The 16,205-nt window shown below is 56.4% G+C and carries 15 protein-coding genes; 10 read left to right on the top strand and 5 right to left on the bottom strand.

The annotated features are described in order from the left end of the window. The first annotated feature begins 84 nt into the window (after positions 1 to 84). The gene (locus tag FB556_RS02430; protein WP_141864419.1) at positions 85 to 1,260 is read left to right on the top strand and encodes an alcohol dehydrogenase catalytic domain-containing protein; all 1,176 of its coding nucleotides are present in this window, start codon (positions 85 to 87) and stop codon (positions 1,258 to 1,260) included. 245 nt (positions 1,261 to 1,505) lie between these two features. Further along, positions 1,506 to 2,681 (top strand): alcohol dehydrogenase catalytic domain-containing protein, encoded by a 1,176-nt coding sequence (locus FB556_RS02425; RefSeq protein ID WP_141864417.1) that lies wholly within the window; start codon positions 1,506 to 1,508, stop codon positions 2,679 to 2,681. A 68-nt stretch (positions 2,682 to 2,749) separates the two neighbouring features. Here FB556_RS02425 and FB556_RS02420 read toward each other — a convergent pair whose 3' ends face one another. Next, on the bottom strand, positions 2,750 to 3,964 hold the full coding sequence (locus FB556_RS02420; protein WP_170200330.1) for an MFS transporter: 1,215 nt from the start codon (positions 3,962 to 3,964) through the stop codon (positions 2,750 to 2,752). Between the two features lie 260 nt (positions 3,965 to 4,224). Here FB556_RS02420 and FB556_RS02415 point away from each other — a divergent pair, with 260 nt between their 5' ends. Beyond that, entirely contained in the window at positions 4,225 to 5,802 is a 1,578-nt protein-coding gene (locus FB556_RS02415; RefSeq protein ID WP_141864413.1) for an NAD-dependent epimerase/dehydratase family protein, read from the top strand. 49 nt (positions 5,803 to 5,851) lie between these two features. On the opposite strand, the gene FB556_RS02410 is transcribed toward FB556_RS02415, so the two are convergent. Beyond that, positions 5,852 to 7,048: an MFS transporter gene (locus FB556_RS02410; RefSeq protein WP_141864411.1), complete on the bottom strand. Its 1,197-nt coding sequence runs from the start codon at positions 7,046 to 7,048 to the stop codon at positions 5,852 to 5,854. A 412-nt stretch (positions 7,049 to 7,460) separates the two neighbouring features. On the opposite strand from FB556_RS02410, the gene FB556_RS02405 reads away from it, so the two are divergent. The 6 genes from FB556_RS02405 to FB556_RS02380 are packed head-to-tail and all read left to right on the top strand — an operon-like array spanning position 7,461 to position 13,201. Then, positions 7,461 to 8,675 carry an ABC transporter substrate-binding protein gene (locus FB556_RS02405; RefSeq protein WP_141864409.1) on the top strand — a complete coding sequence of 405 codons (1,215 nt, stop codon included), beginning with the start codon at positions 7,461 to 7,463 and terminating at the stop codon, positions 8,673 to 8,675. Next, positions 8,675 to 9,433, top strand: a complete 759-nt coding sequence (locus tag FB556_RS02400; RefSeq protein WP_141864408.1) for an ABC transporter ATP-binding protein — start codon at positions 8,675 to 8,677, stop codon at positions 9,431 to 9,433. Before FB556_RS02405 ends, FB556_RS02400 begins: the two co-directional genes overlap by 1 nt. Positions 9,434 to 9,459: 26 nt before the next feature. After that, positions 9,460 to 10,200 carry an ABC transporter ATP-binding protein gene (locus FB556_RS02395; RefSeq protein WP_141864406.1) on the top strand — a complete coding sequence of 247 codons (741 nt, stop codon included), beginning with the start codon at positions 9,460 to 9,462 and terminating at the stop codon, positions 10,198 to 10,200. After that, complete coding sequence (locus FB556_RS02390; RefSeq protein ID WP_141864404.1) at positions 10,197 to 11,090, top strand: branched-chain amino acid ABC transporter permease; 894 nt, start codon at positions 10,197 to 10,199, stop codon at positions 11,088 to 11,090. Before FB556_RS02395 ends, FB556_RS02390 begins: the two co-directional genes overlap by 4 nt. Continuing rightward, a complete protein-coding gene (locus tag FB556_RS02385) occupies positions 11,091 to 12,164 on the top strand; it encodes a branched-chain amino acid ABC transporter permease (protein ID WP_141864402.1) in 1,074 nt (357 codons plus the stop codon). Continuing rightward, on the top strand, positions 12,161 to 13,201 hold the full coding sequence (locus tag FB556_RS02380; RefSeq protein WP_170200329.1) for an acetamidase/formamidase family protein: 1,041 nt from the start codon (positions 12,161 to 12,163) through the stop codon (positions 13,199 to 13,201). The genes FB556_RS02385 and FB556_RS02380 overlap by 4 nt, the downstream gene beginning before the upstream one ends. A gap of 28 nt (positions 13,202 to 13,229) precedes the next feature. Here the strand turns inward: FB556_RS02380 and FB556_RS02375 are convergent, their stop codons facing one another. After that, on the bottom strand, positions 13,230 to 14,162 hold the full coding sequence (locus FB556_RS02375) for an HpcH/HpaI aldolase/citrate lyase family protein (protein ID WP_141864400.1): 933 nt from the start codon (positions 14,160 to 14,162) through the stop codon (positions 13,230 to 13,232). A gap of 288 nt (positions 14,163 to 14,450) precedes the next feature. Further along, positions 14,451 to 14,573 carry a hypothetical protein gene (locus FB556_RS13740; protein ID WP_281280453.1) on the bottom strand — a complete coding sequence of 41 codons (123 nt, stop codon included), beginning with the start codon at positions 14,571 to 14,573 and terminating at the stop codon, positions 14,451 to 14,453. Positions 14,574 to 14,633: 60 nt separating this feature from the next. Between FB556_RS13740 and FB556_RS02370 the strand changes: the two genes are divergently transcribed. After that, complete coding sequence (locus tag FB556_RS02370) at positions 14,634 to 15,470, top strand: gamma-glutamyl-gamma-aminobutyrate hydrolase family protein (RefSeq protein WP_170200328.1); 837 nt, start codon at positions 14,634 to 14,636, stop codon at positions 15,468 to 15,470. 118 nt (positions 15,471 to 15,588) lie between these two features. Here the strand turns inward: FB556_RS02370 and FB556_RS02365 are convergent, their stop codons facing one another. Then, a complete protein-coding gene (locus tag FB556_RS02365) occupies positions 15,589 to 16,200 on the bottom strand; it encodes a TetR/AcrR family transcriptional regulator (protein ID WP_141864396.1) in 612 nt (203 codons plus the stop codon). Between the last annotated feature and the right edge of the window lie 5 nt (positions 16,201 to 16,205).

The following is a 16,205-nucleotide window of genomic DNA, read 5'->3' as shown; positions in this document are numbered from 1 at the left end:
ACCATTGACGCGTCAGAATCAAGCTCTTAAGCTCGCTCCAAAGTTAAATGTACGCCCCACAAGTGCTTAGAGCGAGGAAAATTCATGCGAGCAGTCACCTGGCAAGGCCGACGCAACGTCTCCGTCGAAGAAGTTCCCGACCCAACGATCCAAGAGCCCACCGACGCAATTATTCGTGTCACCTCGACCGCAATTTGTGGTTCCGATTTACACCTATATGAAGTCCTCACCCCATACATGACCGAAGGCGACATCATCGGGCACGAACCGATGGGCATCGTCCAAGAAGTCGGCTCAGGGGTCACCAACTTGAAAGCTGGCGACCGCGTCGTCATCCCATTCAACGTCTCGTGCGGTTACTGTTATTACTGCCAGCGGGGTTTGCAGTCGCAATGCGAAACCACGCAGGTAACTGAATACGGCACCGGTGCCACACTGCTTGGGTTCTCGAAGCTCTACGGTCAACTGGCAGGCGGCCAGGCCGAGTACCTTCGGGTGCCACACGCCGATTATGGGGCCATCAAAGTCGGTTCCGAACTATCGGACGAACACTATCTCTTCCTTTCGGATATTTTGCCTACCGCCTGGCAGGGTGTGAAATACGCGCAGATGCCCGATGACGGCGTCATGGCGGTACTGGGTCTTGGACCCGTTGGCCAATTCGTCGCCCGCATCGGCGCGCACTTGGGTTACGACGTCGTCGCGGTCGACCCGGTCTCAGAGCGCCGCGAGATGGCAGCTCGATACGGTGTGGCTGTGGCTGCTGAACACGAGGAAGCGGTCCAGTTGGTCAATGAACGCACGAATGGTCGCGGCGCCGATGGCGTGGTCGATGCGGTGGGCATGGAAGCCCACGGGAACCCTGTCGCTTCGGCAATTCAACGGGCTGCAGGAGTGCTTCCAAACGCCCTTGGGCAAAAGGCTATGGAGAACGTCGGGATTGACCGGACCTCAGCACTGAATTCCGCGTTCGATCTTGCTGCCCGCGGTGGCACCGTGTCACTCAGTGGCGTCTACGGTGGGGCTGCCACACCGCTGCCGATGTTGACGATCTTTGACAAACAGCTGACCATTACCGGTGGCCAGTGCAACGTCCGGAACTGGGACCAAGAATTAGTTCCCTTCGTAGAGGATTCGGCTGATCCGCTGGGTGTTACTGATCTGGTCACCCACCGTATGTCTTTGGATGAGGCACCGGAAGCCTATGAGATGTTCCAAAAGAAACAAGACGGCTGCATCAAAGTCGTCTTGCGTCCCTGATTCAGAGCGGGCGTGGTCTGAGCTCTAGCGCGCGGCATCTCGTTCGGGGTGCTCAACAATACTGCTCGTGTTCACTACCTCCACAGCATTACCCGTATGCACGTGAGGGGACGGGAAGCGCGCCGGGCAGTTACTCGAGATCTCAATCTAATGTATTGCTCGGCGTAGACGCCTCAAAATCAAGCCTTTAGACTCGCAACACAGCAAAACGTACGCCCCGCGATCCAGTAGAGCGAGGAAGGTTCATGCGAGCAGTCACCTGGCAAGGCCGACGCAAGGTCTCCGTCGAAGAAGTTCCCGACCCGAAAATTCAAGATCCAACCGATGCGATCATCCGGATCACCTCCACGGCCATCTGTGGTTCCGATCTGCACCTTTACGAAGTGTTGACGCCGTTTATGACCGAAGGCGATATCATCGGCCACGAACCGATGGGGATCGTGGAAGAAGTCGGCGCCGCCGTCAATAATTTGAAACCCGGCGACCGTGTGGTCATTCCCTTCAATGTTGCTTGTGGCACGTGTTATTACTGCTGGCGTGGACTGCAGTCGCAGTGTGAGACCACCCAGGTGACTGAGTACGGCACCGGTGCGACCCTGCTGGGATATTCGAAACTTTATGGCCAACTGCCCGGTGGTCAAGCAGAGTACCTGCGGGTACCGCACGCCGACTACGGGCCAATCAAAGTCGGGACCGAATTATCCGATGAACACTACCTCTTCCTATCCGATATCCTCCCCACCGCATGGCAAGCCGTAAAGTACGCGCACATGCCTGATGACGGCGTGCTGGCGGTGCTGGGACTTGGTCCGGTGGGGCAATTCGTGGCCCGCATCGGGGTTCACCTGGGCTACGACGTCGTCGCAGTTGACCCGGTGGTGGAACGTCGCGATATGGCGGCTCGCCACGGCGTAGTCGTGGCAGCGAATCATGAGGAAGCTACCGAGCTGGTCAATGAACGCACCCGCGGGCGCGGAGCCGACGGGGTGGTCGACGCCGTCGGTATGGAAGCGCATGGGAACCCAATTACTGCGACCTTGCAACGCGCAGTGGGTCTGCTGCCCGACGCGCTGGGACAAAAAGCTATGGAGACCGTGGGGCTTGATCGCACCGCGGCCCTGACGTCGGCGTTGGAACTGGCTGGCCGCGGCGGCACCGTGTCGCTCAGTGGGGTGTACGGTGGGGCGGCCACGCCACTGCCGATGCTCACGATTTTCGACAAACAGCTGACCATCACGGCCGGTCAGTGCAATGTGCGCAACTGGGATCAAGATCTGCTGCCCTATGTTGAGGACCCCGCCGACCCACTGGGCGTCACTGATTTGGTCACGCACCGTGTCCCGCTGGAACAAGCGCCCGAGGCGTATGAGATGTTTCAGAAAAAAGACGACGGCTGCATTAAAGTCGTGCTGCAACCCTAAAGCAGAGTTGCACCACCTGCAGAACCACCACGAGCATGCCTGTTGGAAGTTTCGGACCAGCGCCCGGATTAGCTATCGTGGTGTCGGTCCTGGGCAGTATCCGCGACAACGGTATGGCGCCCGTGTGTCAACCAGTACACCCCGATCGACGCCAGTAGCACCGCCGCCCCGGCAAGGTAGAGCCCGAAGTAACCGCTAACTCCGATTGTGAAACCCAATGCGACCGGCCCCACAGCAATGCCCGCGTCCAATGCCAGATAGTGTGTCGACGTCGCAATGGGAACTCGGTCGTGCGTCGTCCGACTGATGCCTACCGCCTGCAAGCTTGGGACAGCACCGCCCTGGCCTATCCCGCCCAGAATGGCCGCGACGATGACCTGCCAGAGGCTATCGGTCACCGCGAGTAATCCCAGACTCAGCGCAAACGCCAGCAGTGCCAGCGGGATGACGGCGTTTTCGCCGCGTTGGTCATGAATGCGGCCTGCAAAGAGCCGGACGCCGAGCATCGTCAACGCAAACACGATAAAGAATAAAGACGCGGCCTCGGCCATCCCTTGGCCTACTAGAAACGGTGGTAGGTAGGTGGTGATCAACGCGTACCCGATAGCGCTGAGGAACGCGACAATGGCGACCGGCAAAACCTTGATATCGATGAGGTCAGAGCCGCGGATGCGCCAGCGTTGGGCGTGCTCTGCTGCGCTGGGTGGGTGTTCTTGAATGCGCATCGGCAACACGACGAGGAGCGAGATGGCAGCGCATAGCGCCGTGAAGTTGAAGACCCACACATCGGAGGTCACCGCACTGATTTGTACGGCAGCAAATGGCCCGATAGCCATGCCCAGGGTGGCCGCCAGCGCGTAATATCCTAAGCCTTCGCTGCGCCGGCTGATCGGAATAATGTCAATCACGACCGAGGTGATGGCCGTGGAGATGATCCCGAACGCCGTGCCTTGGAGGATGCGCAGGATGATGAGCACGCTGTAGTGATCCACCAGCGGATAGAGCAGGGAGCTCACCGTGAAAGCGATCAGGGAAAAGATCAGGGTACGCTTGCGGCCAATGAAGTCCAGATACTTGCCGATCACCAGGCGCACCAGACCGGCGCCGAGCACGAATGAGCTGGCGGCAAAGCCCGCAGCGGTGTCACCGACCTGAAAACGATCTGCGGCATATAAAGCCATGAACGTCATGAGTGCAACGAACACAATGTAGGCGCCTAAAAGCACCGTGAAAGCTAGGAAATAGTCGCGGGTAAAAAGCGCATTCTTGGTCGTAGCAGTCATGTCCCCACACCAAGCATTCGCATCCTCCGGATCCATTTCATGAACAAATAGTTAACCAACGCAACGATTCTAGTCACGATACTACTCTCGGGGTGATGCTCAACACTGTTGACCACACCGGCAGACCACAACCGCCTCCGAAGTCGAGGTCAGGGTGCTTCTTCGTGAGCGAGCCATTGTTTCAAGCGGGACTCGCGTGCTTTTATAGGGATATCTCATCGCACATTTCGAAGCTCAACTAAACGACACAGGAGTTTTTCATGCGAATTGCAGTCGTTGGAGCGACCGGTAATGCCGGAACCGCGGTGTTGCGCGAGTTAGCTCGCCAGGACGGCGTCGAATCGATTCTTGGTATTGCTCGCCGGCTTCCAAATCAAGAGTTAGAGCCGTATAACCATGCTGACTGGCGCAGCATCGACGTCCAGTTCGAAGATTCGCGCGCCGAATTGATCGAAGCGTTGACTGGATACGATGCCGTCATCCACCTCTCCTGGCTCATCCAGCCCAATAAAGAGCGCGAATTGTTGCGCCGGGTCAATGTCGACGGCACCCGCCACGTCCTAGAAGCAGCGGCTGCCGCCGGGGTCAAACATATTGTCGTGGCGTCCTCGGTCGGCGCATATTCTGGCGTCAACGACGACCAGCTGCGTGATGAGTCCTGGTCGACCGTTGGGATCGCGAGTTCGCACTACAGCGTAGATAAAGCGGCTCAAGAACGCGTCATGGATGAATTTCAGGTCAAGCACCCCGAGGTCACGGTGGCCCGACTCCGTCCGGCGTTAAAATTCCAGGGCAGCGCCGGTTCTGAGATTCAGCGGTACTTTCTCGGCGAGTGGGTGCCGGTGCAGTTCTTGCGTGCCGGGCGCCCACCGATCATCCCTTTTCCGAAAGAAGCCCGCGCCCAGGCGGTTCATACCGACGACGTCGCACAAGCATACGTCTTGGCCGCGCTCAAGGGGGCCGACGGGGCCTTCAATATCTGCGCCGACGATATTTTGACACCGCAGATTATTGGGGGAGTGCTGACGGGCAACACGAAATACGGCCGGGTGCTCCCGATACCGAGTAAAGCCTTGCGTCCGTTGGTCAAAGCGGCCCACCGCTCGGGATTGCTGCCGGCCGATGAGGGATGGTTGGACATGGCGGTCCATGCACCGCTCATGGACAATACCCGAGCAAAGCAGGAACTTGGGTGGCAGCCAACCAAAACTGGTGCGGAGGCGTTAGCAGAGCTGATCGAGGGCATGGCAGCAGGCCAAGGCAAACGTTCTGCGCCGATGCGCCCGCGCGAACAGCGCTCGGTTGCGCCATTTACCCTGCCGCCGAAAGGCCACCGGCTCCCCGACGACATTGACGCATTAGCACTGCGGCAGTACATGGCAGACCACTTGGCCGGAGCAGCAGCGGGGTACAACCGGATGCAACGGCTGGCGCAAGCCTATCTGAATACTCCGTTCTATGGTGATGTTGCCACCGTAGCCGAAGAGGTCCGGATCGAGCAGAAGTTTTTACAAAAACTGATGAATAGCCAAGGCTTCCCACGTCCCGGCCTCCTCGCCCCGGGACTGTGGGTTGGTGAACGCGTCGCGCGCGTGAAATCGTATTTTCCGAAAGAGGTCAAAGACGTCCCGTCGGTTTTGGTGCTGGAAACCGAGCTGATGTTGTCCGCCGTGACCGGCAAACTCCACGGCTGGAAGACCCTGATAAACAACGCCGATGCACTGGGGGTTCCGGCAAGCGTCTTTGAACAGCTCATCGATGATACTCTGCGCCAGTATGAGCGTCTGCAGAAAGCTCACGAATACGCCCGGGAACGGGCCTTCAAGAAAGCCTTTTGAGCACAGCGTCGGCGACTAACTCGAAAATGGCTCAGCGGCTGGACTCCTCCTATCTGGTGGCGATGGTACCTTTGGCATGCCGTCCGTGGGCAAACCAGTAGACCACGACGCCGACCAGCACGATGCTCGCCCCGGCGAGATACAGGCCGGTGTAGCCGGTCAGACCAATCAAGAATCCCAACATCACCGGGCCGATAGCCAATCCCGAGTCCAGCGCTAAATAGTGGGTAGAGGTTGCAATCGGGATGCGATCCGTCGTCGTCCGGCTGATCCCCACGGCCTGCAGACTTGGTAGCGCGGCCCCGTGGCCGAATCCGCCCAACACAGCGGCGATGATGAAGTGCCCCAGACTGTCTGCAACTGCGATCACCGCCAGTCCCAGCGCGAGTGATATCAGCGCTCCGGGCAGCACGGAGTTTTCACCGTAGCGGTCGTGCATGCGGCCGGCGAAGAGCCTGACCACCAACATCGCGAATGCCCAGACAAAAAAGAAGATTGAGGCGGTACTGGTCATCTCCAATCCCACCAGGTAAGCGGGCAGATAGGTCATGACCACCGAGAACCCCATGGTGGTGAGTAGCCCGACGACGGCGATCGCCAGGATGTTGAAATCCACCAGATCCGAGCCGCGAATGCGCCAACGGCGTTTATACTCGTCCCGGGTCGGGGTGCGTTCTGTGATCGTCATCGGTAGAACTGCAAGCAGTGCTACGACTGCACAGATCGTCGTGAAACCAAAAACCCACAGACTGGACGCGCGTTCGCTGAGCTGAATTGCCGCCAGCGGTCCCACCGCGTTGGCTATCGTGCCGGCCAGGGAAATATATCCCAGTCCTTCGCTGAGTTGACCCAGCGGGATCAGCGTGATGACGGTCGAACTGATGGTCGTCGAGGCGATCCCGAAGGCGGCCCCGTGGAGAAACCGGACAAGCACCAACAACACATAATTGCCCAGGATCGGATAGCACAGACACGACAAGACGAACATCGCCAGGGTGATGATCAACGTGCGCTTGCGTCCGATAAAGTCTAAGTATTTGCCGATCAAGATGCGCGATAGTGCCCCACCGGCGACGAATGAACTGGCCGCGAAACCGGCTGCAGTGTCGTTGACGCTAAACCGACTGGCGGCATACAGCGCCATATAGGACATCAGGGTAATGAACACCAGGCTGATGCCGAGCATCACGACGAACGCTCGTAAATAATTTAGCGTCCAAAGACGTTGCTCGGATGATGACGACATGAACCCTAACTACCGTGGCAGACAGCAGCCTGCTGCTGTCGAAAAGCGTGATCGGGTTGCAACACTCCACGGCTTCAACGCCTATACGGTGCGCTACCCAGATTCTGTTATAGCAGAGCGCGCCTGGGATGAGGTCCCGTGCTAGCTTGTGTCCGGACGCACTGCAGCGTCGCGTCTAGAAAGCGAAGAACTGGTGTTCCTGGTAAAAACTACTTTTCCCTACACCACATGTATAAAGAATCCTTCGGAATATTATTCCTGCCTGAACGATATCTCTCATTGAGTCAGGCAATGATTGACATAAACTATGACCTCTGGCAAGGTGCTTCATGACAAGATTGTTACTCACATAACAAAATCAGGGCTGAACATTTAAGCCTTCCATCTGTGTTTGGAACTTGAAGAGGGAACCATGAAAAAAGCATTAATGGGAGTCGCGGCATTGGCAGCGCTCACGCTGGGTTTATCAGCATGCGGGGCCGATCCAACCGCTCAAGAAGACACTGCAGCAGCGCAGAACGGGGCAAATGAATCAGAAATTGTGATCGGCGGGTCACTGAATCTCGATGGAGAACAGTCTGCCTATGATGCATTAATTCTTGAAGGAATTGAAGTTGCCTTTGCTGAAGCCAACGAAAATGGCGGAGTACTTGGCAAACAAATCGTGTGGGAAAATCTCAACGGAGCAAGCGACACTACCACGATCGCCAATAACACCGAGACTCTTATCGAGCGCGGCGCAGAAGCCTTTATCGCTCCGGCTGACTTTGACTACGGGAGCCCAGCTGCACGCGCAGCGCAGGACGCCGGCATCGTTGGTATTTCCCCGGGAGCAACATCGCCAAGCTATGGCTCAGACATGCTGGGGGACAAGCAATTCACCATCGGCTATTGGAACACTGCCATGGGTGCCGCAGCAGCGGAGTGGGCATATAACGAGCAAGACTTCCGGAATGCTTATGTCGTGACCTATGACGGCCTGGACTACACCGAATCCCTCAGCCGGTACTTCATCGAATCATGGGAGAACGCTGGCGGAAATATTGTAGCTGAAGATATCTATAGCGGCGGCGGCGATTTCAGCGCCCAACTGCAACGACTCCGTGGGGTCATTGATGAAGTCGACGTTATTTACATCTCGGTGTACAACCCTGACCTTGCACAGTTCATTCGCGAGATTCGCGCATCCGGGATCGACACGATGATCCTGGGCGGTGACGGATATGACGGACCAGAACTCAGCGAGAGCCTCGGGGAAGAGTTCGGCAACAACATTTACTACGTTACACACGCCTTCCTGAGCGAAGACGCCAACCCGGAGATCCCAACGTTCATCGAAACCTTCACCGAACACCAAGGCGCAGAACCGCTTTCGATTCTTGAAGCGTTGGGCTACGACACCGCGACTGCCCTCATCCAAGCGATCGAAGCAGCAGGTACGACCGATGGCGAAACACTCGCGCAGCAGATGACCGACATGGAGTTTGATCTACTCAGCGGGAAACTCACTTGGGCTTCGGCTGAGGACGGTCATGAGCCACACAAGGAAACGGCAATCGTTTACCTCGACGAAGGCCAGCCGGTATTCGACAAGTGGTTCAAGCCGGAATGGACTCCGGAACCGTAATGCACGACCTTTCGAACCGTGAAAGGCTCACTGCCAGTGGCGTCGTCATGGACTTCGCCGGCCTCCGGGCCCTGGATGATGTGAGCCTTTCACTTGGTCAACACGAGATCGTTGGATTGATTGGGCCCAACGGGTCAGGCAAAACCACCCTGGTTAATGTGCTTTCTGGAGCCCTGGCGCCGACAGCAGGGACGGTGACGATTGACGGTGAGAAGGTCACAGGTCTTGCTCCACGCAAGATCTCCCATGCCGGTCTGGTACGAACTTTCCAAACAGTTCGACTTTTTGGGACACTGAGTGTCTATGAAAACGTCCAGCTAGGTGCACTCGGAGCGGGTATACGTCGATCCCAAGCTGCAGCTAAGGCTCATGAACTTCTTGAACTGTTCGGCATTGATCACCTGCGTGATGTCCTTGGTGACTCCTTGTCGTATGGACAAAAGCGGATTGTAGAGATCTTGCGAGCTATTGCTACCGACTGCAACTACCTGTTGCTAGATGAACCGGCAGCGGGACTCAACGAGGAAGAAAGCGACCGGTTATTGGGGCAGCTTTCGAATATTCCGGACCAGTTCGGCTGTGGCATCCTCATCATTGACCACGACATGAATCTCATCATGCGGCTGTGCCAACGACTTCACGTACTGAACCAGGGCAAGACAATCGCTGAGGGCACTCCTGAACAGGTGCGTGCAAACCCGACGGTTGTTGAAGCCTATTTGGGAAGTCAAGCCGCGCCAGAGGCCGGCGCATCCTAGAGCGCCACATCTAAACGGAGTAGGTATTGAGTCTTCTTGAAGTAACGGATCTCCACGTGAGATACGGGGCAATTCCCGCGCTGAAAGGTATTGACCTTCGCGTCGAGGAAGGCGAACTTGTAGCAGTTGTCGGGGCCAACGGCGCCGGAAAAACCACAACGCTAGCTGCTATCGCCGGTGCCCACCGCGCGTCCGGGGGCAAAATCATCTTAGACGGTCAGGAGATCCAACGCAGACGCAGCGCCGACATTGCCCGCCGAGGTATTGCATTAGTGCCCGAAGACCGCGGGATTTTCCCCAGCCTGACGGTTGATGAAAATCTACGCCTCGGATCCTATTTGGTGCATGACGCCACAGAAGTCACTCGCATGCGCTCGCAGATTTTTGAACGCTTTCCAATTCTTGAACAGCGCGCAGATCAAGGGGCAGGAACGCTGTCGGGAGGCGAACAACAACAGCTTGCGATTGCTCGCGCGCTGCTGACTAAACCGCGTCTCTTGATGCTTGATGAGCCCTCACTGGGGTTGTCACCAGCCTTAGTGGATCGTGTCTTCGAGGTCATCGAAGATCTACATCGCGAAGGCGTGACGATCTTGCTTGTGGAACAAAATGCCACGCGGGCACTGGATCTTGCTGACCGGGCGTATGTTCTCACCACCGGGGTGATGACAGCCAGTGGTACTACTGACCAGATCCGTGCTTCAGTCGACATTGAGTCGGCGTATTTGGGTGGCGTGCAGTCGGCCAATTCTGAGGAGAAACCGTGAACGAGGTTTTACAGGTCGTGGTGAACGCACTCAGCCTGGGGAGTCTGCATGCACTGCTGGCACTGGGACTGGTGATGGTATTTGGGATTTTGAAGCTGGTGAACTTCGCCTACGGTGAGCTCATCATGGTTGCCGGATATACCTGGTTCGTGCTGCAGCCTAGCTGGGTACCGTTAATACTCATCATGCTCGTGGCTATCGTCGCCGTGGTAATTACCAGTGTCGCCACAGAGCGGATCGCATTTCGGCCGCTGCGTTCGGGTTCTATGAACGCTATGCTCATCACCTCATTTGCGGTCAGTACCATCCTGCAGTCTTCCGCGTTGATCTTTGTCTCACCTCGACCAAGTGTTATTAATGTCCCGCGAGGCCTGACCTCGTACATCAGTGTCGGTCCGGCACAAATCTCTGTCCTGAATCTCGTCATCTTCGCGGTCAGCATCGTGACGCTGTTGGGCTTGATGCTGGTTATGCAAAAAACACGACTCGGGATCACGCTTCGGGCAGCTGCCGATGATTTCCGTATGCTACAACTGCTAGGGATCCGTGCTGATCAAGTCATTGCTACGGCCTTTGTTATCAGTGGCCTGCTTGCCGGTATCGCCGGGGTACTGTGGGTCAGCCGCATTGGGATGGTGTGGCCCACGATTGGTATGACCCCGCTGCTTATTGCAATCATTGCGATTGTTGTCGGCGGAATGAACAGCTTGAAAGGTGCGATTGTCGGGGGGTTCTTCATGGGAGCCCTCCATATCATCATGCAAACGTTCCTCCCGCAGAATCTACTCGCCTTCCTTGATGCCTTTATTTTCGGAGTGGTCATCCTGGTCTTGGTTTTCCGTCCCGAGGGCATCGTTAAAGGTCGCTTCCAGACAGAAAGGATCGGCTAGATGACGCAGCTATCACGGTTACCCTTGGCTCGTAAGACCCTTCCTGTCATTATCACCCTCGGAGCACTTGTGGTCATCGCGGTGGGGGTGTCCTTGTTCGGTTCGACGGTGACCAACCGCATCGTCACAGTGATGTTTGTACACGTGGTTCTGGTGCTAGGACTGCAGCTGTTCATGGGCAACTCGGGAATCCTGTCGTTCGCACACGTGGGCTTTATGGCAATCGGAGCCTATGGTTCAGCGCTGATGTCAATTCCTGCGGAGAATAAAAGCAGGTCATTACCCAACCTCTACGAACCGTTGATGGGAGTTGAGCTCGGTTTTCTGCCTGCTATCCTCGTCGGAGCGGCGACTGCTGGGCTGTTTGCCGCAATCACGGGAGTGGCACTGATGCGCCTATCAGACACTGCAGCCGCAATCTCGTCTTTCGCGTTGCTTGTAATCATCAACGTCGTGTTGTCGCAGTGGAACGAAGTCACAAACGGCCCGCGCACCTTATCGGGGATTTTGAAATATACCGACATGTGGACCGCATTTGGGTGGGCAGCCATCGGGGTGATCGTGGCATTCCTCTTCAAGGAATCCTCGCTAGGCATGAAGCTTCGGGCGTCTCGGGATAACCTGCACGCAGCAGACGCCATTGGCATCAACGTGACGCGAACCCGATGGATATCGTTTGTCTTCTCGGCCTTCATTGCCGGGCTTGCCGGAGGTTTGTGGGCACACTTTATCACCTCATTCCAGCCAGATGCACTCTATTTTGAGATGACCTTCCTGGTGTTGATGATGCTCGTCGTCGGTGGACCGCACACTATTACCGGAGCCACGCTGGGTGTCATCATTGTGACTGTTGTCAATGAAGGATTACGATCGATTGAAAATAATCTGGCCCTCAGCGGGGCGCTGCCCTTCAAAACAGTTGGCATGACTGAAATCGTGCTCGCCGTGGTACTCATTATCATGTTGGCGTTGAGACCCGGTGGCATTATCCACACCGTTGAATTGGGTGGGGGAGTGGGACGTCGCCGTGAACTACAGACTTCCGCATCCTCACAGAAAGGTACAAGACGATGAGAACCCTGGAAACCATGACATTTGAGGTCGCTCCGGATATTGATCCTGCGAAGTTGACCTATACATTCGGCGGGGTCGAAGCACAGGCTCAGGTCAAACCAGGTACCGTGATCTCGACTTCGACTCTGGATTGTTTCGCCGGCCGTCTGACAAAAGACGGCAAAGGCACTCCCTCTGAGCAGTTAGATTTTCGTTATCTCAATCCCCAGACCGGTCCATTTTATGTCGAAGGTGCTGAGCCTGGTGACACCTTGGCCGTGCATTTTGTAAGCATTGAACCACGGTTTGATTGGGGAGTGAGCATGATGCTGCCGTTCTTCGGTGCACTGACCGGAACGGGCACCACTGCCACGCTGAATGCGCCGCTCCCAGAGCAGGCCTGGTTCTATGACTTTGACGTCGAAAAGAACACCGTCTGGTACCAAGCCAATGACAGCGACCTCCGGCTGCCGCTGCCGTTGGATCCCATGCACGGGACCGTTGGGGTGGCTCCGGCAGCAGGTGAAGCACGCTCGTCGCTGGCCCCGGGAGATTGGGGTGGCAACATGGATTCACCTGAAATGCGTGCACAAACTACTGCCTACTTCCGAGTCAATGTACCTGGCGCGATGTTCAGTCTTGGTGATGGCCACGCCCGCCAAGGCGAGGGAGAGGTCTGCGGTGTTGCCGTTGAGACTGCCATGAACACGGTGTTTATTCTCGAAGTCATTAAAGGCGGCGGTCCAGCCTGGCCGCGCATCGAAAGTGATGAATACCTTATGACCACAGGCTCCGTAAAACCGTTGGAAGACGCGTTTCGTATCGCCAATGTGGAGATGGTCAACTGGGTTTCAGAGCTTTTGGAAATCAGCCAGATGGATGCATATCAGCTGGTATCACAAACCAGCCTGAGTCCAGCCGCGAATGTCGTCGATACCGTGTACACCATGGTCTGTAAAGTTCCCAAGAAGCTCCTGGGCGAAGCCGCGCTCAGGGCTTTCGGTGGCACCCACGAGTCGCTTCGCAAACGGGCACAAGAGTGGACGTCCCTCCAGTAGAACCCTTGCGCCACCCAGCACTCACGGATTAGTAATGGTAAGTGTCCGTGGGTGCTGAACCGTAATCATCGGAGTCCGGGCGGATCCACTCGATACCTAGTGCCTCGGCCAGTTCGATGGTGCCGTTGGCGCGGGCTAAACGAGGCAAATCGGAGCCGTTGCGGATCTGGCCACCATCCTTTTGGAATTCTGCTAGGAAGTCATGCGCCCAGGTGAGTTCTTCTTGCGATGGGCTCAATCCAGCATTGATCGTGGCGGTTTGTTCCGGCAACAAGCAGAGTTTGCCGCGGAACCCGAATTCGGCAGCGATAGAAGCACCCTGGATGAGGTTCTTACTGATCGTACCCTGGGTCGGGCCATCGATCGGGGCGGGCAGCATCGCGGCTTTGGACGCGATGGTGAACTGGCTGCGCGCATATGCCAATGCTCGAGGAGAACTCCCAAAACCGGTGTCACGACGGAAGTCACCGACCCCAAATGCTAACCGGAAGGTGCCGCGTGCTGCAGCAATTGAGTTGATGCGCTGGAGGCCACGGGCCGTTTCCACCAGGGCCACGATCGGCACTCCTGGGAAGCGTGCAGCAGTTTCGTTGACGTGGTCACTGGATTCGACCATAGCTAGCATGATGCCCAGTAACCCGCCGTTATGATGCGAGCCATCCAATTCGTGGCTGATGTATTCTGCCAGCTGGGCGACATCCTGTTCCCAATATGGGGTGCCATATCCGTTAATCCGAACCCAGCCGGTGTGACCGTTGGCAAACTGGTCCACAACATGCTGTCGTGCGGCGTCCTTATCTTTGGGTGCCACCGAGTCTTCAATGTCATAGACGACGACGTCGGCCGCAGAGTCTTCTGCCGGTTGGAAACGAGCGGGCTGAACAGCGTTGACTAACAACCACGACCGCGCAAGATCCGCCTGAACTTTTTGTCCCGGGGAGGGGGAAACGTATGTGGTCATGATCGAACTGTTGGACACCAGATCTCCTCTAGCAACTGCGCCGGGGGCAGCTACTACGCAATGTATTGAAAACCTTGAAGCCCGGCAGAATTATTCCTGCTACAACAGTACCTGCGGAAGATGTTGCAGACCAACGAATCAAGCTGCTAGGGCACCGGCTGTGAGCGCGACCGCTTTTAGCGAGGGAGTGTATGTTGTTTAACGAACCACCCCTTGCTATCTCACAAGGGTGGGAGGTCCTGTCGGAAGACGAAAATATCCGCTCCCGGTGACCTAGGCGGCCAGCTTCTAGCTGGCTTTGGTGTTGTAATAGCCCGAAGCCTTAGCGGTGAGAAAAACCACACGTTGTAGGTTGTCGGGCCAGGAATTATCTCCGAACGGGTGACGTTCCACTAGTACTGCCGGCATCATGCCAGGTAGGCTGAACCACTCTTGCCAATTGCTTAGCGTTTCAACCATAAGGGGGACATATTGACTAATGGGATCCATCCTGGATTTTCGGTGCGTTACTTCCAGCAGAAAGAAGATTTTGACAACGATGGCCGCCCCGTCGTCGCCGTCGTCGTTGCCTTATGGTCGCCTGAATTGAGCTATGTCACGGCGCAATTTATCCACGACCTGACAATGCAAGCGGTCAACACCATTCGGGAACAGGGCGGTAGGCCCCTGGTTATCGATAGCTCTGCGCCCACTCTGCAAGAGCGCGGAACGAGCTGGCAGGACAACGTCGATGCTTTCGTCTTCTTAGGTGGAGCCGATGTGCATCCAGGATTCTATTCCGATGTAGACCTGGCCCAAGAAATCCCGTGGATCGATGCGAAAGCTGACAAGTTCTGCCTAGATTCTATTAACCGTGCAGTTGAAGAAGATCGGCCGCTCTTAGGCATTTGCCGCGGCTCGCAGCTTTTGAATGTATCCCAGGGCGGCACGCTTGTAGAACACATCGACGGGCACCGGGTCGATCTGGGCGACGGCAACATGGGCTTCATGGATGAAAAGGTTGAACTTGTCCCGGAGTCCAAGATCGCAAAAATCTTAGGCGACGCCGGAACCATCGGCGTTCGCAGTTCACATCACCAGACGGTTGATACCCCCGGTGACAGCATGACCGTAACTGCTTATGCACATGACAACAGCATCGAAGCGATTGAGCACACCGGTAAACAATGGGTGATCGGGCTGCAGTGGCACCCCGAAGAGGCTTCGGCCAATGAGGAGCACCGTCGGAAAATCTTCGGCTCGCTGATTACCCAGGCCAAACAACAAGCTGTTAAACGAGCATTTCAGGAACCAGCGCTGCAACAATAACTCCGGCATCGGGGCCTAACGGCGCCGTTCGCCAATAAAACACCACACTCCCGGTAGGTACCTTCTCGGTGCTACCGGGAGTGTGGTGTTTCAAGGGTTGTTTAGGAGGTGGCTATGTCTAGGGCTTCCTGATGCCGTTGAAGATCAGATCAATTAGCGCTGCAGCGGTTTGTTCTGCACCGGCTGACTTCTCAGCGGCATACCAGTCCACCAGCGAGTTGATCGTACCGAACAGTAGCCGCGCCAAAATCTTCGGGCTTGCAGTATCACGAACTGAGCCTTGATCCTGTGCCTCTGCAATGAGGCTGGCCAGACGAGTGGTCAGACTACGACGTCGTATCAGCGCTTCAGCCTCGACCTCGGAGTTGCCACGCAGGCGGAGCAGCAGTGTCACGGAGGACTGTTTTTCAACCAGTACCCGCACCGCACCGGCGATGACGGCTTCGATCTGTGTTTGGGCCGAGCCGTCAGTCTGTTCGGCCTCATCCATCGCGGCTTCGAGGCCATCGAGTGCTTCGTTCAGCGCACTTTCTAAGATCTCTTCTTTGGTCTTGACGTGGTGATAGATCGCAGACTTTGAAATGCCGAGCTCATCGGCCAACATTCCCATGCTGGTGGCTTCGTACCCGTGGCGATTGAAGACTTTTACGCATAGATCAACCAAGGTTTGGCGATCGTATCCGGGACGTCCACGTCGCGCGCGGGTAGTCGAAGGTTGGGTTGTCGTCATTCGAG

The organism is Enteractinococcus coprophilus (assembly GCF_006716305.1).
GTDB classification, from domain to species: domain Bacteria; phylum Actinomycetota; class Actinomycetes; order Actinomycetales; family Micrococcaceae; genus Yaniella; species Yaniella coprophila.
Note: the sequence above shows the minus strand (reverse complement) of the source record. Positions and strands in the feature narration are given on the sequence as shown.